Annotated in this window: 26 protein-coding genes; 11 read left to right on the top strand and 15 right to left on the bottom strand. The window is 69.0% G+C overall.

All coding sequences use genetic code 11. The annotated features are described in order from the left end of the window. The first annotated feature begins 102 nt into the window (after positions 1 to 102). Both AC1Q5A_RS05550 and AC1Q5A_RS05545 read left to right on the top strand, forming a co-directional pair. On the top strand, positions 103 to 1,449 hold the full coding sequence (locus tag AC1Q5A_RS05550; protein ID WP_492699118.1) for a hypothetical protein: 1,347 nt from the start codon (positions 103 to 105) through the stop codon (positions 1,447 to 1,449). 261 nt (positions 1,450 to 1,710) lie between these two features. After that, positions 1,711 to 2,244, top strand: a complete 534-nt coding sequence (locus AC1Q5A_RS05545; protein ID WP_492699693.1) for a C40 family peptidase — start codon at positions 1,711 to 1,713, stop codon at positions 2,242 to 2,244. Positions 2,245 to 2,414: 170 nt separating this feature from the next. Here AC1Q5A_RS05545 and AC1Q5A_RS05540 read toward each other — a convergent pair whose 3' ends face one another. Then, entirely contained in the window at positions 2,415 to 2,900 is a 486-nt protein-coding gene (locus AC1Q5A_RS05540; RefSeq protein WP_492699117.1) for an FKBP-type peptidyl-prolyl cis-trans isomerase, read from the bottom strand. Between the two features lie 494 nt (positions 2,901 to 3,394). Here AC1Q5A_RS05540 and AC1Q5A_RS05535 point away from each other — a divergent pair, with 494 nt between their 5' ends. After that, a complete protein-coding gene (locus AC1Q5A_RS05535; RefSeq protein WP_492699115.1) occupies positions 3,395 to 4,072 on the top strand; it encodes a class I SAM-dependent methyltransferase in 678 nt (225 codons plus the stop codon). Between the two features lie 5 nt (positions 4,073 to 4,077). Here AC1Q5A_RS05535 and AC1Q5A_RS05530 read toward each other — a convergent pair whose 3' ends face one another. Beyond that, positions 4,078 to 5,313, bottom strand: a complete 1,236-nt coding sequence (locus AC1Q5A_RS05530; protein ID WP_492699114.1) for an MFS transporter — start codon at positions 5,311 to 5,313, stop codon at positions 4,078 to 4,080. A gap of 319 nt (positions 5,314 to 5,632) precedes the next feature. Between AC1Q5A_RS05530 and AC1Q5A_RS05525 the strand changes: the two genes are divergently transcribed. Next, entirely contained in the window at positions 5,633 to 6,961 is a 1,329-nt protein-coding gene (locus AC1Q5A_RS05525; protein WP_492699112.1) for a DEAD/DEAH box helicase, read from the top strand. 39 nt (positions 6,962 to 7,000) lie between these two features. Here AC1Q5A_RS05525 and fghA read toward each other — a convergent pair whose 3' ends face one another. Further along, positions 7,001 to 7,849: an S-formylglutathione hydrolase gene (gene fghA / locus AC1Q5A_RS05520; RefSeq protein ID WP_492699110.1), complete on the bottom strand. Its 849-nt coding sequence runs from the start codon at positions 7,847 to 7,849 to the stop codon at positions 7,001 to 7,003. 72 nt (positions 7,850 to 7,921) lie between these two features. After that, positions 7,922 to 8,671: an SDR family oxidoreductase gene (locus AC1Q5A_RS05515; protein ID WP_492699108.1), complete on the bottom strand. Its 750-nt coding sequence runs from the start codon at positions 8,669 to 8,671 to the stop codon at positions 7,922 to 7,924. Between the two features lie 116 nt (positions 8,672 to 8,787). Between AC1Q5A_RS05515 and AC1Q5A_RS05510 the strand changes: the two genes are divergently transcribed. Beyond that, entirely contained in the window at positions 8,788 to 10,629 is a 1,842-nt protein-coding gene (locus tag AC1Q5A_RS05510) for a DEAD/DEAH box helicase (RefSeq protein WP_492699106.1), read from the top strand. Positions 10,630 to 10,887: 258 nt separating this feature from the next. Continuing rightward, a complete protein-coding gene (locus AC1Q5A_RS05505) occupies positions 10,888 to 11,670 on the top strand; it encodes a dioxygenase family protein (RefSeq protein WP_492699104.1) in 783 nt (260 codons plus the stop codon). A gap of 100 nt (positions 11,671 to 11,770) precedes the next feature. Here AC1Q5A_RS05505 and AC1Q5A_RS05500 read toward each other — a convergent pair whose 3' ends face one another. Next, positions 11,771 to 12,157, bottom strand: coding sequence for a YkgJ family cysteine cluster protein (locus AC1Q5A_RS05500; RefSeq protein ID WP_492699102.1), 387 nt, complete (start codon positions 12,155 to 12,157; stop codon positions 11,771 to 11,773). A gap of 163 nt (positions 12,158 to 12,320) precedes the next feature. Further along, complete coding sequence (gene ypfJ, locus AC1Q5A_RS05495) at positions 12,321 to 13,181, bottom strand: KPN_02809 family neutral zinc metallopeptidase (RefSeq protein WP_492699100.1); 861 nt, start codon at positions 13,179 to 13,181, stop codon at positions 12,321 to 12,323. A gap of 122 nt (positions 13,182 to 13,303) precedes the next feature. On the opposite strand from ypfJ, the gene AC1Q5A_RS05490 reads away from it, so the two are divergent. Beyond that, complete coding sequence (locus AC1Q5A_RS05490; protein ID WP_492699099.1) at positions 13,304 to 13,696, top strand: MAPEG family protein; 393 nt, start codon at positions 13,304 to 13,306, stop codon at positions 13,694 to 13,696. Between the two features lie 185 nt (positions 13,697 to 13,881). Beyond that, a complete protein-coding gene (locus AC1Q5A_RS05485; protein WP_492699097.1) occupies positions 13,882 to 14,685 on the top strand; it encodes a CPBP family intramembrane glutamic endopeptidase in 804 nt (267 codons plus the stop codon). Here the strand turns inward: AC1Q5A_RS05485 and AC1Q5A_RS05480 are convergent. The 8 genes from AC1Q5A_RS05480 to AC1Q5A_RS05445 all read right to left on the bottom strand — a co-directional run bounded on the left by AC1Q5A_RS05480 (position 14,669) and on the right by AC1Q5A_RS05445 (position 19,205). Then, entirely contained in the window at positions 14,669 to 15,244 is a 576-nt protein-coding gene (locus AC1Q5A_RS05480) for a Maf family protein (RefSeq protein WP_492699095.1), read from the bottom strand. The two genes, AC1Q5A_RS05485 and AC1Q5A_RS05480, sit on opposite strands and share 17 nt — an antisense overlap. A 5-nt stretch (positions 15,245 to 15,249) precedes the next feature. Next, complete coding sequence (locus AC1Q5A_RS05475; protein WP_492699094.1) at positions 15,250 to 15,699, bottom strand: GNAT family N-acetyltransferase; 450 nt, start codon at positions 15,697 to 15,699, stop codon at positions 15,250 to 15,252. Positions 15,700 to 15,721: 22 nt separating this feature from the next. Next, a complete protein-coding gene (rlmH, locus tag AC1Q5A_RS05470) occupies positions 15,722 to 16,192 on the bottom strand; it encodes a 23S rRNA (pseudouridine(1915)-N(3))-methyltransferase RlmH (RefSeq protein WP_492699092.1) in 471 nt (156 codons plus the stop codon). 14 nt (positions 16,193 to 16,206) lie between these two features. Then, entirely contained in the window at positions 16,207 to 16,593 is a 387-nt protein-coding gene (gene rsfS / locus AC1Q5A_RS05465) for a ribosome silencing factor (protein ID WP_082823587.1), read from the bottom strand. 107 nt (positions 16,594 to 16,700) lie between these two features. Further along, a complete protein-coding gene (locus AC1Q5A_RS05460) occupies positions 16,701 to 17,768 on the bottom strand; it encodes an NAD(P)H-dependent flavin oxidoreductase (RefSeq protein ID WP_492699091.1) in 1,068 nt (355 codons plus the stop codon). Between the two features lie 100 nt (positions 17,769 to 17,868). Beyond that, positions 17,869 to 18,126 (bottom strand): pentapeptide MXKDX repeat protein, encoded by a 258-nt coding sequence (locus AC1Q5A_RS05455; RefSeq protein ID WP_492699090.1) that lies wholly within the window; start codon positions 18,124 to 18,126, stop codon positions 17,869 to 17,871. Between the two features lie 89 nt (positions 18,127 to 18,215). Beyond that, entirely contained in the window at positions 18,216 to 18,908 is a 693-nt protein-coding gene (locus AC1Q5A_RS05450) for a DUF1345 domain-containing protein (RefSeq protein ID WP_492699089.1), read from the bottom strand. Between the two features lie 21 nt (positions 18,909 to 18,929). Then, positions 18,930 to 19,205: a GNAT family N-acetyltransferase gene (locus AC1Q5A_RS05445; RefSeq protein ID WP_492699087.1), complete on the bottom strand. Its 276-nt coding sequence runs from the start codon at positions 19,203 to 19,205 to the stop codon at positions 18,930 to 18,932. Positions 19,206 to 19,354: 149 nt separating this feature from the next. Here AC1Q5A_RS05445 and AC1Q5A_RS05440 point away from each other — a divergent pair, with 149 nt between their 5' ends. Continuing rightward, positions 19,355 to 19,780, top strand: a complete 426-nt coding sequence (locus tag AC1Q5A_RS05440; protein WP_492699085.1) for an OsmC family protein — start codon at positions 19,355 to 19,357, stop codon at positions 19,778 to 19,780. Between the two features lies 1 nt (position 19,781). Here AC1Q5A_RS05440 and AC1Q5A_RS05435 read toward each other — a convergent pair whose 3' ends face one another. Further along, positions 19,782 to 20,876, bottom strand: a complete 1,095-nt coding sequence (locus tag AC1Q5A_RS05435) for a 3-deoxy-7-phosphoheptulonate synthase (RefSeq protein WP_492699083.1) — start codon at positions 20,874 to 20,876, stop codon at positions 19,782 to 19,784. Positions 20,877 to 21,110: 234 nt separating this feature from the next. On the opposite strand from AC1Q5A_RS05435, the gene AC1Q5A_RS05430 reads away from it, so the two are divergent. Together AC1Q5A_RS05430 and AC1Q5A_RS05425 are read left to right on the top strand one after the other, a co-directional pair. Further along, complete coding sequence (locus tag AC1Q5A_RS05430; RefSeq protein WP_492699081.1) at positions 21,111 to 22,034, top strand: oxygenase MpaB family protein; 924 nt, start codon at positions 21,111 to 21,113, stop codon at positions 22,032 to 22,034. A gap of 118 nt (positions 22,035 to 22,152) precedes the next feature. Beyond that, the gene (locus tag AC1Q5A_RS05425) at positions 22,153 to 23,985 is read left to right on the top strand and encodes a 3'-5' exonuclease (protein ID WP_492699691.1); all 1,833 of its coding nucleotides are present in this window, start codon (positions 22,153 to 22,155) and stop codon (positions 23,983 to 23,985) included. Positions 23,986 to 24,162 lie beyond the last annotated feature (177 nt).

Genomic DNA, 24,162 nt, shown 5'->3' with positions numbered 1-24,162 from the left:
GCCCCGGGTCCGGCCGCTGCTTCGCCGCGTGCGCCCGATCCGGTACTTGCCAGCGGTGGGTCCGGGGTGCAGGCTGGCCACGGACCATCCCGAGGCTTGGCCATGTCGAACCAGATGCTCCTCCCGCTGGCATTCATTGCGATGTGCCTCGCGGCGGCGGCGATCGGCACCGTGCACGCACAGGATTACAGCCCGGCCGCGGTCGACATGTTCCGTGGCCTGAAGCATCAGCCCAGCGACCTGGCCCGCTACGACTACCTGTTTGGCGCGATACCGGGACTTCCGGTCAACGACCAGCAACTGGCGATGCAGATGTTCGCCTCGGTCGAGAACGAACTCGGGCTCTACAACGAGGCTCTTCACGACTTCCCGCTGAAGAGCCGCGTCAGGCCGGACACCACCCTGCCGACGCCGGCCGAATGGAAGGCCGCCGATGCCGCCGAGGTCATCGCCCGGCTGGCCTCGGACCGCCGGCTGGTCATGGTCAACGAGGCGCACCACGACGCCCACACCCGACTGCTGACGTTGGCCCTGCTGCCCCGCCTGCGCGCGCTCGGCTTCGACTACTTTGCCGTCGAAGCGCTCTCGGGCAAGGACGACCGGCTGATGCAACGCGGCTATCCGGTCGAGGATAGCGGCACCATGTACCTGCACGAACCCGTCTACGGCGAGATCGTGCGGACCGCGATCAAGCTGGGCTTCACCCTGGTCGCCTACGATGCGGACGCGGGCGCGACGCAGGACCGCGAGGCTGCACAGGCGAACAATCTCTATCGGGAAGTGTTCGCCAGGGATCCTCACGCCAAACTCTTCGTGCATGCCGGCTACGCGCACATCGACAAGGCGAGGGGGCGTCTCGGCAAGGCCCAGCCGATGGCCACGTACCTGCAGCGGCTGAGCGGCATCGAGCCGTTGTCGATCGACCAGACCCAGTTTCGCGAGCAGATCCCCACGGAGCAGGACGCCTACCGGCAACTGGTCACGGACTTCCCGTCCGACGGACCCATCGTGCTGCTCAGCCGCAGCACCGGCCAGCCCTGGAGCGCCCAGCCCGGCCTGTACGACGTCAACGTGTTGCTGCCCCCGGCCGCCACCGGCGGCGTCCAGAGCGGCTTCATCCAGCCCCTGACCACCGTGCACGACGCCGACCGCGACCAGCTCCAGCTGGCGCGCCGCCTCGACAAGCTGCGCCCCGCCTGGCTCACGCTGCATGGCGAACGCGTCCCTTATGCGATCGGCACCACGCTATGCAGGACGACCTTCCCCTGCGTCGTCGACGCCCACTACGGCAACGAGCCCGACGAGGCCATCGCCGCCGACCGCTACGCGTTCATGCAGGGCGATGCGACCAGCCGGCTGTATCTGCGCCCTGGCAGCTATCGCCTGCGCGCGCGGGACATCCGTGGCAGGACCTTGTCCCGGCAGGCCATCACCATCGACAAGCGCTGAGGCCGTCTCTAGATGCAGCCTCTGGAATCCCCGCGGCCAAAATATCCGGACGGTTTCGATCCACGACGGCGATGCGCGCGTGACGGTGCAATTCAACTGACACCCTTGCAGACCGGGCCGACGGGGAAAGTTGATGAATTGAATTCAAAAAACACAAAAACAAATTGATTTGCATGTGAATTATTGAATTGATAACCTCGGCACATTCCACGCCGAGGCTATCTTGTGAGCCCGCAGCCCGTCGTCCGATTCGTCCAGTCGCTGCCACGGCTCGCGTACGCGGCGTGGCTGCTCACGGCGATCGCCTTGCTGTCCGCCTGCGCCGGCAGTCCGCACCGGCGCCAGCCTGGTGCTGGAACCTCGCATTCGGCGTTGGCCGACCTGCCACCACGCGCGCCCTCCGCCGCCAGCGCCGGCGAGGCGAACGACATCCTGTTCCGCGCGATCGGCCTGGTCGGCACGCCATACCGCTGGGGCGGCAACACCCCCTCCGGCGGCTTCGACTGCAGCGGCCTGGTCGACTACATCTACCGCACCGCCGCCGGCATCATGTTGCCGCGCACTTCCTCCGACATGGCCACGATGGACGGCCGCAAGGTGCGCCAGATGACCCAGCTGGCCAGCGGCGACCTGGTGTTCTTCGCCATTGGCGGGACGATCAGCCACGTGGGGGTTTACGTCGGCAAGGGTCGCTTCGTGCATGCGCCAAACAGCGGCGGTACGGTGCGGCTGGACGATATCGACGGGCCATACTGGGGAAGCCACTTCGCCTACGGCAAGCGAGTGCTGGATTGAGGATGGCTTCCGGTCGCTCTGCGTAACCTGATGAGGGGAGCGAAGCGTGAGGCGAACCTCAGCTTCCCCAATGGGGATTCCCTGCGATCACTGCCCTCCCCCGGGGAGAGCCGCAAACGAACAACGGCGCCCGAGGGCGCCGTTGTGGTTTTGCCTCATGAAGGCGCGGTTCAGTGCGCCTCGGCACCCGGCGCGTGGGCGTGGCCGTGCTGGATCTCTTCCTCGGTGGCCTCGCGCACCTCGCCGAGGGCAACGTCGAAATGCAGCGTCTTGCCGGCCATCGGGTGATTCAGGTCCACGTCGATCGCGCTCATGCCGACCTTGTGCACGGTCACCGCGCGCTGCCCGCCGTTCTTCATCTGCAGCACGGTGGTCATGCCAGGCCTGAGGCGGCCGGCCTGCGTAAAATATTTCTTCGACATGCGCTGGATCTGGCCTTCCTGACGCTCGCCGTAACCATCGGCCGGCGCCACATCCACGCTCAGCGACTCACCGGCCTCGTGGCCGTCCAACGCTGTCTCCAGCCCGGGAATCAGCTGGCCGTGGCCGAGCAGTATCCACAGTTGCTCGTCGCGGTCATGCGAGCTCTCCACCTTCTCGCCATCCACCGTCAACGTGTAATGGATCGCGATGACCTTGTCCTTGCCAGCCTTCATTGCCTGTCTCGTCGGGGAATCAAACGCTGAATTCTAGCAGCCGGCGGCCCTCCCGAATGGGTGTCGCAAGTCATTGCAACGCAACATTCGCTAATCACCCCTCGCCCCGTATTTTCTTGCGGCCCGGTACATCGACGACTCCATTGTGCCAACGCGCTGTCCTGGACTGCGCCCTCGACGTTCAACTCCGGCGCCTGCGGCGTGGCCAGCGCCGCCGGCGACTACGGCTACTCGCGCGCCGATGTGGCGGCAGCCTTCAACGCCGTCGGCGTAACCTGCCAGTAACCGGAGCGGCAGCAACCCGCGAGGGCCGGCCCGCCGGGCTGGCCCTCGTCTCTCGTGCAGACGGAAGTTCGACAACGCCGGCCGCCTCGATGACACTGCACGCGTAATGCAGCCGCGATGGCGCGACGGATCGGCCTCCTGCCGTGGCAGCACCACGGGAAGCACCCGGCCGGAGATCCGGGAGCGTCAGCGCAGGAGACCGGAGCCGGATGAACCATCTTGCCCGCCAGCGCATCGTCAACCTGTACGACAGCCGCCTGCAACGATGCTATGTCCGGAGCAAGCTGGCCAGCGATCCGGTCTATGCCGCCGCCACCGCGCTCGTAGCGTGTAGCGCGTTGCCGCTGCTCGACATCGGTTGCGGCATCGGCCTGCTCGGACAGTATCTGCACGCGCACGGACATACCGTGCCCTATCTCGGAGTCGACCACGACCCGCGCAAGATCGCGGCCGGCCAGCGTGCCGTGCAACGTGCCGGGCTGGCCAAGACGATGAGCCTGCTCCACGCCGACGTGGCGGAGCTGCCGCCGACGTGCGGCCACGTCGCGCTGCTCGACGTGCTGCACTACCTGCCGGCCGGACGCCAGCGCGAACTGCTGCAGGCCGCTACCCGGCACCTCGCGACCGGTGGCCGCCTGGTCATCCGCAACGTGCTGCGCGAGGACAACTGGCACTTCCACGCCACCCGGGTCGAGGAGTTCTTCCTGTCCAGCTCCGGCTGGATTCCCGGCGGCGCCCAGCACTATCCGACGGCCGACGAAGTATGCGCACCGCTTGGCGACGCCGGGCTCGACGTGCGTATCGAACCGCTGCGCGGACACACCCCGTTCAACAGTTACCTGATCGTGGCGCAGGCGATGGACTCCGACGATGGACTTCCGCCGTGATCCGCTCAGCCGGCGCTGCGCTGGCCGAAGCCCACGCCGCGTGCCTCCGGTCCCAGCCACAGCAGTACCGCCAGCAACAACGCCACCAGTACCATCCACGATGCCATCGCGAACGCCAGGTCGCCGCCGTGGCGCTGCGCCAGCCAGGCCTGCGCGGTGGCGGTGACCGCCGCCAGCAGGTTGCCCATCTGGTAGGCAAACCCCGGCAGGGTGCCGCGCACCGCTTCCGGCGACAGCTCGTTCAGATGGGTCGGCACCACGCCCCAGGCACCCTGCACCATCACCTGGATCAGGAAGGCGCCCAGCCCCAGCAGGATCAGCGAGCCACCGTACATCCACAACGGAATCACCGGTATCGCCAGCAAGGCGGCGATCATCATCGCCCGGCGCCGGCCGATCCGCTCCGACAGCGCCCCGAAATACAGGCCACCCGCCAGCGCGCCGAGATTCAGCAGCGCCACCAGCACGAAGGCCGTGGCCGAGCCGGTGGGCAGGTGCAGGTTCACCTCCTCGAAGGTGTGGTACATGTCCTGCGAGCCGTGGCTGAACATGTTGAACGCCATCATCAGCAGCATCAGATAGATCGCCAGCTTCCAGTGCCCGCGCATCGCCTCCAGCAGGCGAGGCCGCTTCGCCGCCTGCGCGCCTTCCTTCCATATCGCCGATTCCGGCACCTTGCGACGGATATACAGCACCAGCAGGGCCGGCAGCGCACCGACCACGAACAGGCCGCGCCAGCCGATGTGGTCGATCAGCAGCCAGTTCGCCAGGGCAGCGAGGAAGAAGCCGCACGGGTAGCCGCTCTGCAGCAGGCCCGACACCGCTCCGCGGGCCTTCGCCGGTATCGACTCCATCGCCAGCGACGCGCCGATGCCCCACTCGCCGCCCATCGCGACGCCGAACAGGAAGCGCAGCACCAGCAAGGCAGTCAGCGACGAGGCAAACGCCGTGGCGAGCTCGAACAGCGAGAACAGGACCACGTCGAGCATCAGGATCGGCCGTCGCCCGAAGCGATCGGCCAGCCGGCCGAACAGCAGCGCACCCAGCGGCCGCGCCGCCAGGGTCAGGAACAGCGCGTAGGTGATCCTGGCCGTACCCACGTCGAACTCCTTCGCCACGGTGACAATGACGAAGGTCAGCAGGAAATAGTCGAACGCATCCAGCGTCCAGCCCAGGAAACTCGCCAGTACCGTGTGCCGCTGGGTGGCATCGAGTTCACGCAGGGGTGCAAGCAGGGACATCGGTCTCTCCTCGAACGGTACGTCGCGCAGCGGGGTGCCGGCGACGATGGTACCGTGCCGAAGGTGCGGACTGCCGACGCCGACTGGCGGCTCCGGTGGATCCGCATCGTTTCGACGCCGGTCCGGTCGTGACGCGGCTGCCTCACCGGATCGATATCCGCGCACCGTTCAGCCCGATGCCGCGACATCGCACGGTTCGCCGGCAAATCGGCTATACTTGCCGGCGCAGTCATCACCTTGGCTGCTGCGACACACCGTCGCCCCCTTCCCCTTGATCTGCAACACGGTATGAACACTCCGGGTTGCTCAGGAGTGTTACATGTCCTTCGATTCGCTGGGCCTTGCGCCCGCGTTGCTGCGTGCGCTTGCCGATTACGGTTACACCCAGCCCACCCCGATCCAGGCCGCTGCGATCCCGTCCGCGCTGGAGGGCCACGACCTGCTCGCCGCCGCGCAAACCGGTACCGGCAAGACCGCCGCGTTCGCACTGCCGCTGCTGCAGAAGCTCGCGACCAGCGGCCAGACCATGACCCGCCGCCCGCGCGCGCTGATCCTCACCCCCACCCGCGAGCTGGCCGCGCAGGTCCACGAGAACATGCGCGACTACGGCAAGCACATCCACGTCAGCGCCACCACCATCTTCGGCGGCGTCGGCATGGGCCCGCAGATCAATGCGCTGCGCCGCGGCGTGGACGTCGTCATCGCCACCCCCGGCCGGCTGATCGACCACATGCAGCAGCGCACGCTGGATCTGTCCGCGGTGGAGACGCTGGTGCTGGACGAGGCCGACCGCATGCTCGACATGGGCTTCCTGCCGGCGCTGAAGCGCATCCTGCAGTCGGTACCGAAGAAGCGTCAGACCCTGCTGTTCTCGGCCACCTTTGCGCCGGCGATCAAGGCCCTGGCGCTTGACTTCATGCACAACCCGCGCGAGATCTCGGTCTCGGCGCCGAACACCGTCACCACCCTGGTCAGCCACCAGGTGCACCCGGTGGACGCCTCGCGCAAGCGCGACCTGCTGCTGCACGTGCTGTCGCAGGACAGCCGCCGCCAGACCCTGGTGTTCAGCCGCACCAAGCACGGCGCCGACAAGCTGGTCACTTTCCTCAACGCCTCCGGCCTGCGCGCTGCCGCGATCCACGGCAACAAGAGCCAGAACGCGCGCACCCGTGCGCTCGGCGATTTCAAGTCCGGCCGCGTCACCGTGCTGGTCGCCACCGACATCGCCGCCCGCGGCATCGACATCGAGCAGCTGCCGATCGTGATCAACTTCGACCTGCCCTCGGTAGCCGAGGATTACGTGCACCGGATCGGCCGCACCGGCCGTGCCGGCATGGAAGGTCTGGCGCTGTCGCTGGTCAGCCACGACGAAAGCGGCCTGCTGTTCGACATCCGCAAGCTGCTGAAGCAGGACATCGCGATCACGCCGGTCGCCGGTTACGAGCCGTCGGCCCCGCTGCGGCTGGACGCCGGCGCGCCGCGTCCGAAGCAGGGCGGTGGCGGCCAGCGCCAGCAGCAGCGGGCGCCTCGACAGGGCAAGCCCGCCGGCGCGGCACGGCCGAACGGCTACGCGCCGCAGGGCCGTGGCGAACACGCCGCCGGCAACCAGCGCCGCCGCTCGAACCGCCGCCCGGCCGCCAAGGCCTGATCCAGGTACCCGACAAAACGGGGCAGCCTTTCGCGGCGGCTACGGCAGGCCCAGTGCCGCCGCGTGATGGCGCAAGTGGTCGTCGATGAAGCTGGCGATGAACCAGTAGCTGTGGTCGTAGCCGGCCTGCCGGCGCAGCAGCAGCGGCTGCCCTGCTTCGGCGCAGGCCTGGTCGAACAGCTCGGGTTTCAGCTGCGCTTCGAGGAACCGGTCGGCCTCGCCCTGGTCGATCAGGATGGTGCCGGGAAAGGTCTGCCGCCGCACCAGCTCGCAGGCGTCGTAGCCGGCCCACGCCGCCGGATCGTCGCCGAGATAGCGCGGCAGTGCCTTGCGGCCCCATGGCACCTGGCTGGGCGCCACGATCGGCGCGAACGCCGACACCGAGCGGTAGCGCGCGGGATGCTTAAGCGCGATGGTCAGTGCGCCGTGCCCGCCCATCGAGTGGCCGCACAGGCCGCTGCGGGTGGTGTCCACCGGGAACCGTGCGCCGATCAGCGCGGGCAGTTCCTCCGCCACGTAACTGTGCATGCGGAAGCGCGCCGACCACGGCGTCGCGGTGGCATCGACATAGAAACCCGCGCCCTCGCCGAACTCCCAGTCGCCGGTGGCGCCGTCGATACCGGTGCCGCGCGGGCTGGTGTCGGGCATCACCAGCACCAGGCCCAGCTCGGCGGCCAGCCGCTGCGCGCCGGCCTTGATCGTGGCGGTTTCCTCGGTGCAGGTGAGCCCCGCCAGGTAGTACAGCACGGGGCATTCGCGCCGCGCCGCCTGCGGCGGCTGGTACACGGCGAAGCGCATCGGCCCCGCGCAACTCATCGACGCGTGCCGATAGAAGCCCTGCACGCCGCCGAAGCAGACCTGCTCGGAAAGAATCTCGATGCCGTTCATCGCCACCCGCCCGGACCAACGCCAATGCCGATCATAAACCGCCCGGCCGGGCGCGCCGGCGCGAGGCGACGTTCAGCGCTCCTGGTCGGTAGGCCGCATCAGGATCTCGTTGATGTTGACGTGCGGCGGACGCGTCACGCAGAACGCGATCGCCTCGGCCACGTCGCGCGATTGCAGCTGGCGCATGCCGTCGGCCCAGGCGTTGAGTGCGTCCCTGGTCGCAGCATGGCCGATATGGTCGCGCAGTTCGGTCTGCACCACGCCCGGCTCGATCACGCTGACGCGGATGCCGTGCCGGTACACCTCGCGCCGCAACGCCTCGGAGAACGCGACGACGCCGAACTTGGTCGCCGAGTAGGCGGCCGCGTTGGGGTTGGCGATGCGCCCGGCGGTGGAGGAAATATTGACGATGTGGCCGTCGCCGCGCGCCGTCATGCCCGCCAGCGCCGCCTGGGTCGAGGCGATCAGGCTGAGCACGTTGAGCTCCAGCATCTGCCGCCAGCGACCGAGGTCGGCCTCGGCCACCGGCTCCAGGTACATCACGCCGGCGTTGTTGACGAGGACGTCCAGACGTCCGAAGTGCGCTTCGGTCTCGTGCACCACGCGCTGCGCCTGCGTTTCGTCGAGCAGGTCGGCCTCCAGCACCAGCGGTTCGGCGCTCAGCCCGGCGAGCCGCACGGCGAGCTCCTCCAGGCGGTCCCGGCGGCGTGCCGTCACCGCCACGCGGGCGCCTTCCTCGGCCAGCGCGATCGCGGTCGCCTCGCCGATCCCCGAGGATGCACCCGTCACCAGTGCGACCTTGCCCACCAGACGCTTCGCCATGCCCGAATCTCCTGTGTCTTGAACGCATTACGCCGCGGGCCGGGTGCCCGCGGACTGCTACAATAACCCTCATTCTCCTGCACGCCGGCCGGCGTGCCATCCCGAGGTTCCCCCCGATGTCATCCCCGTCTTCCGACTCTGCCCCGGCTGCCGCCGGCTTCACCGCGCTCGGGCTGGATCCGAACGTGCTGCGCGCGCTGGCCGACGTGGGCTACGAGTCGCCGTCGCCGATCCAGGCCGCCACCATCCCGCCGCTGATGGAAGGCCGCGACGTGCTCGGCCAGGCGCAGACCGGCACCGGCAAGACCGCCGCGTTCGCGCTGCCGATCCTTTCGCGGCTGGATCTCAAGCCCGGCAAACCGCAGGCGCTGGTGCTGGCGCCCACCCGCGAACTGGCGATCCAGGTGGCCGAGGCGTTCCAGCGCTACGCCAGCTGCCTGCCCGGCCTGCAGGTACTGCCGATCTACGGCGGCCAGAGCTACGGCCCGCAGCTGCACTCGCTCAAGCGCGGCGTGCACGTCGTGGTCGGCACGCCCGGCCGCGTGATCGACCACCTGGACAAGGGCACGCTGGACCTGTCCGGACTGAAATACCTGGTGCTCGACGAAGCCGACGAGATGCTGCGCATGGGTTTCATCGACGACGTCGAGAAGGTGCTGCAGGCGACCCCGCCAGGGCGCCAGGTCGCGTTGTTCTCGGCAACCATGCCCGCGCCGATCCGCAAGATCGCGCAGCGCCACCTGAAGGACCCGGTCGAGGTCACCATCAAGTCCTCCACCACCACCGCGGCGAACATCCACCAGCGCTACTGGTTCGTCAGCGGCATGCACAAGCTCGATGCGCTGACGCGCATTCTCGAAGCCGAGCCGTTCGACGCGATGATCATCTTCGCGCGCACCAAGCAGGCCACCGAGGAACTGGCCGGCAAGCTGCAGGCGCGCGGCCTGGCCGCCGCGGCGATCAACGGCGACATCGCCCAGGTGCAACGCGAGCGGGTGATCCAGCAGCTGAAGGACGGCAAGCTCGACATCCTGGTCGCCACCGACGTGGCCGCGCGCGGCCTCGACGTGGAGCGGATCAGCCACGTGCTGAACTACGACATCCCGTACGACACCGAAAGCTACGTGCACCGCATCGGCCGCACCGGCCGCGCCGGGCGCAGCGGCGAGGCGATCCTGTTCGTCAGCCCGCGCGAGCGCGGCATGCTGCATGCGATCGAGCGCGCCACCCGGCAACCGATCGAGCAGATGCAGCTGCCGTCGGTCGAGGTGGTCAACGACGTGCGCATCGGCAAGTTCAAGCAGCGCATCAGCGACATGCTGGCGCAGGGCGACCTGGGCGAGTTCCAGAAGCTGATCGAGCAGTACGAGCAGGAACACAACGTGCCGGCCGTCGAGATCGCCGCCGCACTGGCGCGGATCGCGCAGGGCGACCAGCCGCTGCTGCTGGCGCCGCCACCGAAGCGCGAGAAGCACGAAACGACGGCGCGCGAGCACAAGCCGCGCGAACGCGACAGCGCAGTCCGCACGCCGCGCGAGCACAAGCCTCATGCGCACGAGCATGCGCCGCCGCGCGAAGCCGCCCACCGCCCGGTGCGCGCGCACGCCACCGAGCAGGGCAAGCGCACCTACCGCATCGAGGTCGGCCACGAGCACGGCGTGAAGCCGGGCAACATCATCGGCGCGATCGCCAACGAGGCCGGCCTGGACAGCCAGTTCATCGGCCGCCTCAGCATCCGCGACCATTACAGCCTGATCGACCTGCCCGATGGCATGCCGAAGGAAGTGTTCGAGCACCTGAAGAAGGTGTGGGTGGTGCAGCAGCAGTTGCGCATCCACGAATGGGACGGCAGCGACACCGGCACCAGCGCACCGCCCGCGCACAGGCCGGGCGGTTTCAAGAAGCCCGGCGGCTTCAAGCCGCGGCCCGGCGCCGGCAGGCCGCCACGTCGCAAGTAGTGCGGGCGATGGCGGCGAAGCAACGGCGTGGTACCGGCCGGATCGCCTGCCAACGGCCCGCTGCAGGTCCGGCCTTGCCATCGAACCTCGTCCGGTTCCCCCGCCCGACAAGCTTCTTCCGGCTAACGTGCAGCGCCTGCAGGAGGAGGCCCCCCGTTGGTGTTCGTCGCACGCAACGCTGCGTTCCTCGCGGCGATGGCTGCAAACAGCCGGGCACGGCCCCATCATGGCGGGATGGAATTCCATGGAGCGCCGCCCGTGAGCACCCTGCCCAGCCTGTACATCTCGCACGGTTCGCCGATGACCGCGCTGCAGCCCGGCCTCACCGGCCAGCGGCTGGCCGAGCTGGCGGCCGCGCTGCCGCGTCCGCGTGCCATCGTGATGGCCAGCGCACACTGGCTGTCGCGCCGGCCGCAGGTCGGCGCTGCGGCGCAGCCGCAGACGATCCACGACTTCGGCGGCTTCCCCGCACCGCTGTACCAGATGCGCTATCCGGCGCCCGGCGATCCGGCACTGGCCGAACGCACCGCTGCGCTGCTGGAGCAGGCTGGCGTGGCGCCTCTCATCGATTCCGAACGCGGACTCGACCACGGCGCATGGGTGCCGCTGCACCTGCTGTACCCGGCGGCCGACATCCCGGTGGTGCCGGTCTCGATCCAGCCCGCGCTCGGCCCCGCCCACCAGTACGCACTGGGCCAGGCGCTGGCGCCGCTGCGCGAGGAAGGCGTGCTGGTGATCGGCTCGGGCAGCATCACGCACAACCTGCACGACTTCGCCGCCGGCTACAGCGCCCAGCGGCAGGCACCGTACGTGCGGCCGTTCATCGAGTGGATCGAGCACAAGCTCGCCGCGGGCGACATCGCCGCCCTGCTCGACTACCGCCGCCAGGCACCGTTCGCCGAACGCGCCCACCCCACCGACGAGCACCTGCTGCCGCTGTTCGTGGCGCTCGGCGCTGCCGGCGCGGATGCCCATGCGCGGCGGATCGACGCCGGCATCGACATGGGCTTCCTGGCGATGGACATCTACCGCTTCGATTGAACCTACAGGTGCGGCAGGGCGGGCAGTGCCCGCCGCATTTCCGCCGGGCAGCCGCGTTCAAGAGCCGGCGGGCAGTGCCCGCCCTACCGTGCAGCGGCGGTCAGGCGCTCTGCGGCAACGGCGGCTCGCCGGCGTCGAACGGGTCGAGCCAGTCCTCCGGCGTCAGCACCGGCAGGCCGTGCGCGAGGCGCGCCTTGTCGCACTGCGGGCTGGCCGTGCCGAACTCCCACGACGGTTGTACCTCGCGGCACACCGACGGCCGCTGCGGATAGATGCCGCAATGCGCCGCCTCGCCCACCGTGCCTTGCAAGGCCACGCAGCGCGGCTGCGCGGCGTTGGTGCCGCGCATCGCCAGGCGGTGCGGATCAAGCTTTTCGGTCAGCTCCGGCGGCACGCTGCCGCCGAGGAAGGCTTCCGCCTCCGACCAGTGAAACGCCACGCGAAAGAACGCGCAGCAGGCACCGCAACGCAGGCAGGGATGTTCCATCGAACCGACCGGGGGCGCCCCGAGGCGCGCAGGAGACGGATTCTAGGGCAGCGGGCAGCGGTTGCGCAGCGGGCAAGAAGAGCTACCCCTCCCTACCCTCCCCTGCAGGCAGGGGAGGGGCTTTGAAAGCAGGCAGTCGCCTTGCGGCTGCCTGCTTGAGAATTCATGGCTCGCCGGCGAAGGTGTTGCACTGGGCGATGTCGCCGCCCTCGAAGCCGGCCTTGAACCATTTCACCCGCTGCGCCGAGGTGCCGTGGGTGAACGTGTCCGGGCGCACGCGGCCCTGCGCCTGCTGCTGCAAGGCGTCGTCGCCGATGTGGCTGGCGGCGTTGAGCGCCGATTCGATGTCGCCCGGCTGCAGCCAGTTCAGGTCCTTCTGGCTGTGGTTGGCCCAGATGCCGGCGTAGCAATCCGCCTGCAGTTCCTGCCGCACCGAGAGGCCGTCGGCGCCGTCCATCGGCGCACCGCGGCGGCGTGCTTCGTCCACCTTGTCGAACACGCCGGTCAGCTTCTGCACGTGATGGCCGACCTCGTGCGCGATCACGTAGGCGCGGGCGAAGTCGCCGGAGGAATGCAACTCGTCCTGCAACTGCTGGAAGAACGCCAGGTCCAGGTACACCTTCTGGTCGCCCGGGCAGTAGAACGGGCCTACCGCCGTGGTGGCGCCGCCGCAGGCCGTGTTCACGCCGCCGCTGAACAGGTGCAGCTTGGGATCCGCGTAGGTCGCCCCGTGCGCCTGGAAGATCTCGCCCCAGGTCTGCTCGGTCGAATGCAGGACCGCACTGACGAAGGCCTGCTGCTGGGGATCGACCTGGATGGGCTGCCCGCTCGTCTGCGCGGGACTTCCCGGCTGGGTACCGCCCTGGTCCAGCAGCGCCAGCGGATTCTTGAAGAAGATCCAGCCCAGCAGCGCCAGTATGACCAGTCCGCCCAGGCCCATGCGGCCGCCACCAAAACGCGGGCCACCGCCGTCACCGCTGTCGATCTCGACGTTGCTGCTGCTGCCGCCTTTTTGCCAATCCATCAGGAACCCCTCGTTGACTGCTGTGCGCCCCGGTGCCGCGTGGCGACGATAACGCGTCGGCCATGGCGGCGCCACGCACTTGCTGCGGTTAAAGTTGGACATCCATCGACGAGGATTCCAGCATGACCCACCTGCCCGCCCTGGTCACCCTGCTCACCGTGCTGCTGCTGTTCGGCGTCATGTGGACCGTCGGTCACGCCCGCGGCAAGTACGGCATCAAGGCACCGGCGACCAGCGGCCATCCGGCGTTCGAGCGTGCCTACCGGGTGCAGATGAACACCATGGAAAGCGCGGTGATGTTCCTGCCGACCCTGTGGCTGGCGGCGAACTACGGCTTCAGCGGCTGGGCCGGCGTGGCCGGGCTGGTCTGGATCGTCGGCCGCGTGTGGTACGCGCTGGCTTACCTGAAGGATCCCGCCACGCGCGGCCCCGGCTACCTGGTCGGCATGCTCGGCTGGGCCGCGCTGCTGGTCATGGCCTGCCTCGGCGTGGGCCGGGCCATGCTCGCCGGCTGATCCGCCCATCCCGCGGGCGTCCGGGCGCGGGTGCCGGCGGGTGATCCGCCGCCGCAAGCGAGGCCGGCATCCCTGCCGAACGGCAGGATTGCGCGTGCGGCCCGCGAGACACTAGCTTGGTCGCGAACCGCGCTGCCCGTGGCGTCGGTCCCCCGTTCCTCCGCAACCCGTCAGGCATGAGGCGCATGGAAATCCGCCGTACCGATACGCCGCCCGCCGACGCGTCCGCACCCGGTCCGTGGGCCGGCATCGCGGCGATCGCCGGCTATTTCGCGTTGCAGTTGACCGCCGGTGCGCTGGCGCTGCTGACGCTGGCGACCGGCGACGTATTGGTTTCCGGCCATGTCGCGCTGGCCGACCTGGAAGCGGCGAGCGCTTCGGTGCTGCGCCAGCCGGCGCTGCAGGCGTTGCTGGCGATGTTCTCCCTGGGCGTGGCCGCATCGCTGACGTTGTGGCTGGTGCACCGCCGGTGGGCGTCGCTGTGGTCGCTGGCGCAGCCGCCGGGCTTCGGCTTCGTCGCGCCACGCCGCCCACTGTTCTTCGCGCTGGCCGTGGCGCTCGGCCTGTCCGCACCGATCCTGGGCGAATGGCTGACCCGCTGGCTGGCCCAGGGTCACACGGTGACCCAGGACATCCAGCAGCTGGGCGGCCATACCCCGCTGGGCCTGCGCCTGCCGCTGGTGCTGGTGGTGGTGTGCGTGGGGCCGCTGGTGGAGGAACTGCTGTTCCGCGGGGTGCTGCTGTCGGCGCTGATCAGGCGCTGGCCGGTCGGTTGGGCGGTGGGCGGCAGCTCGGTGCTGTTTGCGCTGGTCCATCTGCCGGGGCTGGAATACCAGTGGTACGCGCTGCCGAACCTGATCCTGCTGGCGGTTCTGCTGGCCGGGTTGCGGCTGCGTTCGGGCTCGATCTGGCCGGCGATGCTGGCGCATGGCGTCAACAACCTGCTGGCCGTCACCGCCTGGTTCGTGGCGATCAACCCGCCGGGCTGATCCCGCCGCGGCGCAGCAGCCGCGCGGTCTCGAACAACGGCAAGCCCATCACCCCTGAGTAGCTGCCGTCGAGGTGCGCGACCATCGCCGCGCCGCGGCCCTGGATCGCATACGCGCCCGCCTTGCCGAACGGCTCGCCGGTAGCGACGTAGGCGGCGATGGCCGGCTCGTCCAGCGCGGCGAAGCGCACCTGCGACACGCAGACCTCGCACTGTTCGCCGCCGGCGCCGACCAGCCACACCGCCGAGATCACCGCATGCGTGCGGCCGGACAGCCGGCGCAGCATCGCCGCCGCGTCGGCGGCGTCGCGCGGCTTGCCGAACACCTCGTCGTCCAGCACCACCTCGGTGTCCGCGCCGAGCACCCGCGCGTCGCCCGCGTGCGCCAGCGCAGCGAGGCCGGCGCGTGCCTTGTCGCGCGCCACCCGGCTCACGTAGTCCCGCGGCGATTCGCCGGGCGCGCGCTGCTCGGGCACGTCGACGTCGAGCACGGCGAAATCCACGCCGAGCTGTTCCAGCAACTGGCGCCGGCGCGGCGATTGCGAGGCGAGATGGAACACTGCCGTCACAAGGTCAGGCTGTATTCGCAGAACTGGCGGTCACGCTGCCAGCCCAGCGACTCGTACAGCGCCTGCGCCGGCGCGTTGTCCAGCGCGGTGGACAGCGACAGGCTGGCCGCGCCCAGCGCATGCGCATGCGCCGCCGCCGCCTTCAACAACGCCGCCGCCACGCCTTGCCGCCGCGCCGTCGCGGCCACGAACAAATCGTTGAGCAGCCAGGTGCGCACGGTGCGCACCGAGGAGAACAGCGGATACAGCTGGGTGAAGCCGAGCCCCGCGCCGTGCCCGTCCAACGCCAGCAGGATCAGTGACTCGCGGTGGTGGAAGCGCTCCGCCAGGAAATCCCGCGCCCGCGCCAGGTCCGCCGGCTGGCCGTAGAACTGGCGATAACCGTCGAACAGCGGTGCCAGCGTGTCGAGGTCGAGAAGGGTGGCTTGCCGGATCTGGAAGGACATGGCGGATGGGCTCCGTGGGAAGTCAGGCACGATGATAGGGATGGCCAGCCACGATCGTGGTGGCGCGATACAGCTGCTCGGCCAGCACCAGCCGCACCAGCATGTGCGGCAGGGTCAGCGGGCCCAGCGACCAGCGCTGGTCGGCACGCGCCAGCACCTCGGGGGCGTGGCCGTCCGGGCCACCGACAAGGAACGCCAGGTCGCGCCCGGCCATGCGCCACTTCGTCAGTTGTTCGGCCAGTTCCTCGCTGGACCAGCTCTTGCCCCGGCCATCGAGTGCGACGACATGGATGTCGTGCGGCAGCGCCGCGAGAATCGCCGCACCCTCGTCCTGGATCGCCCGCGCATCGTCGCGGCCCTTGCCGCGGTTGCCGGGTTTCAGCTCGATCAGTTCCAGCGGCAGCTCGTGCGACAGCCGCTTGCGGTATTCGGCAAAGCCTTCCGCCACCCAGCCGGGCATGCGTTCACCGACCGCGATCAGGCGCGCACGCATCCCGTGGGTTCGACTCAGCCGGCTTGCGCAGCGTCGATTTCGTGCCCGTGGTCACCCACCGTCCACAGCCGCTCCAGGCCATAGAACTCGCGGATGCGCGGCAGCATCACGTGGACGATCACGTCGCCCAGGTCGACCAGCACCCACTCGCCCTCCGTCTCGCCTTCCACGCCCAGCGGCATCACGCCCGCCTTCTTGGCGAACTTGCCCACTTCGTCGGCGATGGATTTGACGTGGCGAGCCGAGGTGCCGGAGGCGATCACCAGCAGGTCGGCGATGGAGGTCTTGCCGCGGACGTCGATCTCGCGCACGTCCTTGGCCTTCAGTTCTTCGAGCGCGTCGATGACCGACTTGCGCAGGGTGGCCGTGGTGACGGCCTTGTTGCTACGGGCTGTGCTCAAGAGGGCGGGCCTCGATGCGGGATCGCAGCGCAAAATGGCGCGGCTGCAGTATAACCGGCCCACCGCAACGGCACGTCAAGACGCCGGCCGGCCCCGGGCATGCTCGTTCAATGCGCCAGCGCGCGCCTGGCCAGCCGGTACTCGTGCATCAACCGCGCCACCAGTTCGGCGGCCGGTTGCGGACGCACCAGGGCGGCGGCCTGGCCGCACCATTCGGACAGCAGGTCGCCCCGGCCCGCCGCCGCTGCGGCGCGCCGCAGCGGCGCGGTGAGCGCATTCAGCACCGGATACGGCAGGTCCTGCGCCGCCGCGGGCATCGCCTCGACGAAGCGGTTGCGCAGGCCGCGGGCGGCGCGGCCGGAAAAGCCGCGGATGGTGACGACCCGGTGTTCCTCCGTGCGCGGCAGGTCCCGCTTCCATGCCTCGGCGGCCGAACACTCCGGGCAGGTGAGGAAGGCGGTGCCGAGCTGGCTGGCCGCCGCGCCAAGCACTTCCGCCGCCAGCATGCCACGGCCATCCATGATGCCGCCGGCGGCGATCACCGGAATGTCGACCGCGCGCACGGCCAGCGGCAGCAACGCGAACAGGCCGATCATCGCGTCCTCGGCCTCGTGCAGGAAGCTGCCGCGATGGCCGCCGGCCTCGGCGCCCTGCATGGACACCGCGTCGGCGCCGGCGTCGGCCCAGGCGCGCGCCTCGGCCACCGTGGTGGCGGTGCCGATGACCTGGATGTCGCGCCGGCGCAGCTCGCGTAGTTGCGTCGGGCTGATCACCCCGAACGCGAATATCGCCACCGCCGGACGCGCCTCGCTCAGCGCGGCGAACTGCTCGGAGAAACGCGGCGCCCACCGCGACGGCAGGCTGGTACGCACGTCGAGGCCTTCGCGCGCCATCAGCGCATCGAGCTGCCCGCGCGCCTTCGCCACCGCGGCCATGTCGGCCTCGAACTCGTCCGGCAGCACGAACAGGCCGATCGCATAGGGCCGGTCGCCGAGCATGCGGATCTGCGCTGCCTGGTCAAGGATCGCCTGCGGCTCGAGGTAGCCGGCGCCAAGCGCACCCAGCGCACCCGCGTTCGATACGGCAGCCACCAGCGCCGGCGGCGTCGAACCGGACATCGGAGCCTGGATCAGCGGATGCTCGATGCCGAGCCGGCTGGCGAATGACGTATCCATGGCGTGGCGACCTGCAGCGGAAACCGGCCAAGTATCCGCCACCGTGGCACGCGGCAAAAGCCGCCGGCAGCTCCCAGCTCCGCCTGCCGGCGGCGGGCGCTCAGCCGCCGGACTTCATCGCCTCGCCTTTCATGGCGTCGCCCTTCATCGCAGCAGGCTTCATGGCGTCGTGTTTCATGGCGCCCTTCTTCATCGCGTCAGGCTTCATGCCGTCGTGCTTCATGGAGGTTTTCTGCATGGCGTCGTGCGCCATCGCCGTGCTGGAACTGGCAGCCATCGCGTCCTGCGCGAACGCGGACGCAGTGGCAAGGCCGCAGGCGATGGCGGCGGCGAGGAGAGCGGCAAGTCGTGCGTTCATCGGTAGCTCCTCGGGAGAAGGAAAAGGAAACGGCCACGCCGCCCCTCGCTTCCTTCGCCGCCAGCCGGTCGCCGGTTACCTGCCGCAGCTCAACCGCCCTGCCCGGCCACGATGTTCACCGTGATCGCGATGATGAACACGTTGAAGAAGAACGAGATCACGCTGTGCAGCAGCACCACGCGGCGCAGGTACTTGCTGGTGATCTGCACGTCGGAGACCTGGAAGGTCATGCCGATCACGATCGAGAAGTAGGCGAAATCCCAGTAGTCGGGCCTGGGTGTATCGGGAAATTCCAGACCGGCATGCTTGCCGCCGAGATCGCCGTAGTAGCCATGCGCATAGTGCAGCGCGAACATCATGTTGAGGAACAGCCAGCTGAGGACCACGCTGAACACGCCGATCGCCAGCGCCGGCATGCCGCCACCCTTGGCCGCATGCAATTCGTTGCCCAGCGCGGCCAGCACCACCGCGGACAACAGCACGCCACTCCACAGCACGCCCCAGCGCCCGATATCCAGCATCTGCGCCCGGCTGCGCATGTGGTCCGGCGTGGCCCGATTGAACAGGCGCGCCAGGCTGCCGAGGTAGACCACCGCGGCCAGGTCGAAGCCGAGCAGCAACGCCGTGGTCAGGCGCATGCCAAAGCCCGACAACGCCACCATGCTGATGACGAGGATGGCCAGCGCCGCGACCATCCATGGCCGGCCCTTCACGAAACGCCATGGCCGCCAGCCACGCGGCTTCGTTGCGCCCGATGCCGTCACTGCCGAGGATTTGTCCATGCGCGTCTCCGCGTCAGCGGCTCAGCCGAGCAGGTCGTGGTATGCCGGATGCCGCGGCATCCATGCCGCCACGTACGAACAGGCTGGCACCACCTTCCAGCCCTCGGCGCGGGCCGCAGTCAATGCCGCCTCCACCAGGGCCGAGGCAATGCCGCGGCCGCCCACTTCAGCTGGTACGCCAGTATGGACGATCGTCATGACGTTGGACGCCAGCGTGTAGTCGAGTACGGATTGCACGCCATCCACCTCAGTGTGGAAACGGTGGGCGTTGCGATCGTGCTGGATGGCAAAGGGCATACGGGCTCCGGGTCGAAAGGCGAGGGACAAGCATACGGCCAGAGCGGGCGGCCACGCGTGAAGCCCCGGTACCGGTTCGTTCGCGCGGACTGCATGGACCACCCGGCATGCTGCGCACCCGTCCACCAGCCACCGCACAGGAGTACCCCATGAAGAAATACTCGTCCGCCCACTGGTCCGGCAGCATCACCGAAGGCCAGGGCACGATGTCGTCCCAGTCCGGTGTACTGCGCGAGGCGCCCTATGGCTTCAAGTCACGCTTCGCCGACGGCCCCGGCACCAGTCCGGAGGAGCTGATCGGCGCGGCGCACGCCGGCTGCTACTCGATGGCGCTGTCGCTGGGGCTGGGCAGCGCGGGCTTCACCCCCGTCAGCATCGACACCGACGCGGTGGTGACCCTGCTCAAGGACGGCGACGGCTTCAGCATCACCACGGTGGAACTGGCCTGCCGGGCCAAGGTGCCGCGCATCGACGCAGCCACCTTCGACCGCATCGCGCAGGCGACCAAGCTGGCCTGCCCGGTATCCAAGGTGCTGAAGGCCGAAATCACCCTGGACGCACGGCTGGAAGGCTGACTCAGGCGGCGATCTCCTCCGCGGAAGGCAGGGGCGCGTCGGCATCGGCCTGCCGGCGCTGGCGCACCGCCTGTGCCAGCTGCTGCAGCATCTGCACCGAGCTGTCCCAGTCGATGCAGCCGTCGGTGATGCTCTGGCCGTAGCGCAGCGGCTGGCCCGGCTGCAGTTCCTGGCGGCCGCCGAGCAGGTGACTCTCCACCATCACGCCGAGGATGCGCCGCTCGCCGACAGCGATCCGCGCGGCGATCTCTTCGGCCACCCGCGGCTGGTTCTCCGGCTTCTTGCCGCTGTTGGCATGGCTGACGTCGATCATCACCCGCCCGGCCAGGCCGGCCTTGCCGATCACGGCGCAGGCGGCATCGACGCTGGCCGCGTCGTAGTTCGGCACCTTGCCCCCGCGCAGGATCACGTGGCAGTCGCCGTTGCCGCTGGTAGCAGCGATGGCGGCCTGGCCGTCCTTGGTCACCGCCATGAAATGGTGCGGCTGCGACGCGGCCTGCACCGCATCCACCGCGATCTTCACGTTGCCGTCGGTGCCGTTCTTGAAACCGACCGGGCAGGACAATCCCGAGGCCAGCTCGCGATGCACCTGGCTCTCGGTGGTGCGCGCACCGATCGCGCCCCATGCCACCAGGTCGGCAATGTACTGCGGCGTGATCATGTCGAGGAACTCGCAACCGGCCGGCACGCCCAATGCGTTGATGTCACGCAGCAGGCCGCGGGCGATGCGCAGGCCCTTGTCGATCTGGAAGCTGCCGTCCAGGTCGGGATCGTTGATCAGCCCCTTCCAGCCCACCGTGGTGCGCGGCTTCTCGAAGTACACCCGCATCACGATCTCCAGCGCGTCGCCCAGCTCGCGGCGCAGCGGCGCCAGCCGGCCGGCGTATTCCAGCGCAGCGCGGGTGTCGTGGATCGAGCAGGGTCCGATCACCACCGCGAGACGGTCGTCGCTGCCGGCGAGGATGCCGTGCAGCGCCTGGCGCGAGGCATCCACGGTGGCCATCGCGGTTTCGCTGGTCGCGCAGTCGCGCATGACCTCGGCCGGCGTGCTGAGGCGGGTGATGGCGCGGATGCGCAGGTCGTCGGTGGCGTGCATGGCGGCTCTCCTGGAGATTTTTCAGGTGGCGGCCATAAAAAAACCGCCGGTGGTGGCGGTTCGGTGTGGTTGTGTCGATCAGTTCAAAACGATCGCGCCCGCGCCGCCGCCGTTGGCTTCGGATAGCCGTAAAACCAGAAATACAGGCGGGTGGTGGCGGAGTGCATGGCGCCATTTGTAACACAATGGACGTCCAAATCAAACTCCCAACTGGCGGAACGCTAGACTGGCGGCATGCCTTCGCCCCTCGACCTGCTGACCCGGCCCGCCCGCGAACCGATCCGTCGCTGGGTGCTCAAGGCCTTCCCGCGCACCGAAAACGGCGGCCCCGACTACGACCATCCGCGCGGCGACCCCGGCCTGTTCGGGCCGCACAGCGCGACCTGGCGCGTGCACGCGGATTTCCCCGGCATGCTGGCCGGCGGCCTCGCCGCGCTGACCCTGCAGACCCTGCACCCGCTGGCGCTGGCCGGGGTGTGGGATCACTCCAACTTCCGCGGCGACCTGGTCGGACGGCTGCGCCGTACCACCGCGTTCGTGGGCGGCACCACCTACGCGCCGCGGGCGCAGGCCGAGGCACTGATCGAGCACGTGCGGCAGATCCACCTGCAGATCACCGGGCATGGCGAGGACGGGCGCCCCTACGCGGCGGACGATCCCGACCTGCTGACCTGGGTGCACGTCAGCGAGGCTTACTGCTTCCTGCAGGGCTACCGCCGCTACGGCCACGCGGCGCTGCCGGCCGGTGCGGGCGACCGCTACTACGGCGAGGTGCGGCGGATCGCCGAAGCGCTGGGTGCACGCGACGTACCCGCATCCGAGCGCGACGTCGCCAACTACTTCCGGCGCATCCGGCCCGAGCTGATGTACACCTCACGCTCACGCGTGGTGCTCGGCCTGCTGGCGCAGGTGCACCTGCCGGTGCCGGCGGCCGGGCTGTCGCGCGACCTGTTCCTGTACGCCGGCCACGCCCTGCTGCCAGATTGGGCGGCCGCGCTGCTGGGCCACACGCCATGGCAACACCGGCAGGCGCAGCTGGCGGCGCACGCGCTGTGGTCGATTGCGCCGGTATTCCGTGCCGCCCTGAAGGACGGCATCGCCGCCCGTGCCTGCCGGCGCATGGACGTGGCGCCGGAGCAGTTGTCGCGCTGGGCGTAGCTGCGCGCCGTCAACCAGCATTGACAGCGTCACCCTATCGGCTAACGTCACCCGGTAACGTCAGCCAGGGGCGCCTGTGGCAACACTCATCCCGACCCGCAACAGCTGTCTGCCGCGCATGACCGGCGGCGAGAAACGCGTCTCCGAACGGCTGGAACAGAAGCTCGAGGACGACTACCTGCTGTGGTACGACGTGCCGGTCGGGCTGAAACAGCGCCATCCGGATTTCGTGGTGTTCCACCCGCGCCGCGGCCTGCTGGTGCTGGAGGTGAAGGACTGGAAGGCCGACACCATCCGCCACGCCGACAGCACCCAGTTCACCCTGGTCACCGAGCGCGGCCTGGCCAGGGAGAACAATCCGCTGCTGCAGGCACGCGCCTACGCACTGGAAATCGGCGTGGTGCTGGAACGCGACCCCGCGCTGCGTCATCCGGAAAGCTCGCGCTATGCCGGCAAGCTGATCATGCCGTGGGGCTGGGGCGTGGTGCTGGCCAACATCACCCGCAAGCAGTTCGACGAGGGCAGCCTGGGCGAAGTGCTGCCCGAGCATCTGGTGATCTGCCGCGACGAGCTGTACGAGACGGTCGAGGCCGAGGCGTTCCAGCAGCGGCTGTGGGCGATGTTTCCGCAGGTGTATCCGGTGGCGCTGACCCTGCCGCAGATCGATCGCGTGCGCTGGCACCTGTTCCCCGAGCTGCGGGTGGAGGCCGGCAGCGGCCAGTTCGGCCTGTTCGGGCCCACCGATGCCGCGGTGCGGCCACTGGAAATTCCCGACCTGGTCAAGGTGATGGACGCGCAGCAGGAGCAGCTGGCGCGCTCGATCGGCGGCGAGCACCGGATCATCCACGGCGTCGCCGGTTCCGGCAAGACGATGATCCTGGGTTTTCGCGCGATGCAGCTGGCGCGCGAAATGTCGAAGCCGATCCTGGTGCTCTGCTACAACAAGACGCTGGCGGCCCGGCTGGAACAGCTGATCGGCGAACGCGGCCTCGGCGAGAAGGTGCAGGTCTACAACTTCCACAAGTGGTGCCGCAAGATGCTGGTGGCCTACCACGAGCCGCTGCCGCCGGGCAGCGGCAAGGCCTTCATCGACGCGCTGCCGCCGGCGGTGATCGCCGGCGTGGATCGCGGCCAGATTCCGCGGGCCCAGTACGGCGCCGTGCTGGTCGACGAAGGTCACGACTTCGAGCCGGACTGGTACAAGCTGATCGTGCAGATGATCGATCCGCATACCAACTCGCTGCTGGTGCTGTACGACGACGCGCAGAACATCTACGGCAATCCGAACCGGCGCAGGATCAGCTGGAAAAGCCTCGGCGTGCAGGCGCAGGGCCGCACCACCATTCTCAAGCTCAACTATCGCAACACGCTGGAAATCCTCTCGGTCGCGCGCGCCTTCGCGCAGGACCTGCTCGCCTCGCGCAGCGACGACGCCGACGGCGATGGCGTGCCGCTGGTCGAGCCGCAAAGCGCCGGCCGCCGCGGCGCCGTGCCCGAGCTGGTGCGCACCGATACCGCCCGTGCGCAGATGGATGTGCTGATCGCCCGGCTGCGCGACGAGCACGCCCACGGCCGCCCCTGGTCCGACATGGCGGTGATCTACCGCAACCAGTGGGAGGGCGAAAAACTGCACGAGGTGCTCCAGCGCCTGGACATTCCCAGCCGCCTCGCCGACAACGCCGGCAAGCAGGCCCTGTTCGTGGTCGGCGACAGCGTGAAGCTGGTGACCATGCATTCCAGCAAGGGCCTGGAATTCCCGTTCGTGATCGTCCCCGGCATCGGCGGCCTGCCCAAGGAAGGCCAGAGCGAGGCCGATGAAGCACGCCTGCTTTACGTGGCGATGACCCGCGCCACCGAACACCTGCTGCTGATCCACCATGACGATTCGATCTTCAGCAGGCGCATCCGCGATTCGATCAACGAAGTGCAGGCGCAACTGGCCGGCGCCTGATCCCGGTGTCTACGCAACCGGAGTCCGGTACGGTGCCAGCTTCGTAATCGCGTGGACTCGCCCCCGCGCATTCAGGCATCGAGGTGCCAGTGGTGGTGAGCTAGTGCTACCAGCACAGTCACGCGAGGGCGAGCCCATGAAAAAGCTTACTGCCATAGCCATCGATTTGGCCAAGGA

The sequence above is a fragment of the Rhodanobacter sp. GW835-FHT13D09 genome, assembly GCF_058793995.1.
This window is presented reverse-complemented; position numbering and strand designations above follow the sequence as displayed.

Bases quoted from the DNA above. Each gene is read 5' to 3' on its own strand.
- AC1Q5A_RS05540 (WP_492699117.1), bottom strand. From the start codon at position 2,900: ATGAAGGCTGGCAAGGACAAGGTCATCGCGATCCATTACACGTTGACG.
- AC1Q5A_RS05490 (WP_492699099.1), top strand. From the start codon at position 13,304: ATGACCCACCTGCCCGCCCTGGTCACCCTGCTCACCGTGCTGCTGCTG.
- AC1Q5A_RS05445 (WP_492699087.1), bottom strand. From the start codon at position 19,205: ATGCCCTTTGCCATCCAGCACGATCGCAACGCCCACCGTTTCCACACT.
- AC1Q5A_RS05510 (WP_492699106.1), top strand. From the start codon at position 8,788: ATGTCATCCCCGTCTTCCGACTCTGCCCCGGCTGCCGCCGGCTTCACC.
- AC1Q5A_RS05485 (WP_492699097.1), top strand. From the start codon at position 13,882: ATGGAAATCCGCCGTACCGATACGCCGCCCGCCGACGCGTCCGCACCC.
- AC1Q5A_RS05435 (WP_492699083.1), bottom strand. From the start codon at position 20,876: ATGCACGCCACCGACGACCTGCGCATCCGCGCCATCACCCGCCTCAGC.
- AC1Q5A_RS05450 (WP_492699089.1), bottom strand. From the start codon at position 18,908: ATGGACAAATCCTCGGCAGTGACGGCATCGGGCGCAACGAAGCCGCGT.
- AC1Q5A_RS05525 (WP_492699112.1), top strand. From the start codon at position 5,633: ATGTCCTTCGATTCGCTGGGCCTTGCGCCCGCGTTGCTGCGTGCGCTT.
- AC1Q5A_RS05455 (WP_492699090.1), bottom strand. From the start codon at position 18,126: ATGAACGCACGACTTGCCGCTCTCCTCGCCGCCGCCATCGCCTGCGGC.
- AC1Q5A_RS05530 (WP_492699114.1), bottom strand. From the start codon at position 5,313: ATGTCCCTGCTTGCACCCCTGCGTGAACTCGATGCCACCCAGCGGCAC.
- AC1Q5A_RS05440 (WP_492699085.1), top strand. From the start codon at position 19,355: ATGAAGAAATACTCGTCCGCCCACTGGTCCGGCAGCATCACCGAAGGC.
- rlmH (WP_492699092.1), bottom strand. From the start codon at position 16,192: ATGCGTGCGCGCCTGATCGCGGTCGGTGAACGCATGCCCGGCTGGGTG.
- AC1Q5A_RS05550 (WP_492699118.1), top strand. From the start codon at position 103: ATGTCGAACCAGATGCTCCTCCCGCTGGCATTCATTGCGATGTGCCTC.
- ypfJ (WP_492699100.1), bottom strand. From the start codon at position 13,181: ATGGATTGGCAAAAAGGCGGCAGCAGCAGCAACGTCGAGATCGACAGC.
- AC1Q5A_RS05460 (WP_492699091.1), bottom strand. From the start codon at position 17,768: ATGGATACGTCATTCGCCAGCCGGCTCGGCATCGAGCATCCGCTGATC.
- AC1Q5A_RS05425 (WP_492699691.1), top strand. From the start codon at position 22,153: ATGACCGGCGGCGAGAAACGCGTCTCCGAACGGCTGGAACAGAAGCTC.
- AC1Q5A_RS05500 (WP_492699102.1), bottom strand. From the start codon at position 12,157: ATGGAACATCCCTGCCTGCGTTGCGGTGCCTGCTGCGCGTTCTTTCGC.
- AC1Q5A_RS05430 (WP_492699081.1), top strand. From the start codon at position 21,111: ATGCCTTCGCCCCTCGACCTGCTGACCCGGCCCGCCCGCGAACCGATC.
- AC1Q5A_RS05535 (WP_492699115.1), top strand. From the start codon at position 3,395: ATGAACCATCTTGCCCGCCAGCGCATCGTCAACCTGTACGACAGCCGC.
- fghA (WP_492699110.1), bottom strand. From the start codon at position 7,849: ATGAACGGCATCGAGATTCTTTCCGAGCAGGTCTGCTTCGGCGGCGTG.
- AC1Q5A_RS05475 (WP_492699094.1), bottom strand. From the start codon at position 15,699: ATGTCCTTCCAGATCCGGCAAGCCACCCTTCTCGACCTCGACACGCTG.
- AC1Q5A_RS05515 (WP_492699108.1), bottom strand. From the start codon at position 8,671: ATGGCGAAGCGTCTGGTGGGCAAGGTCGCACTGGTGACGGGTGCATCC.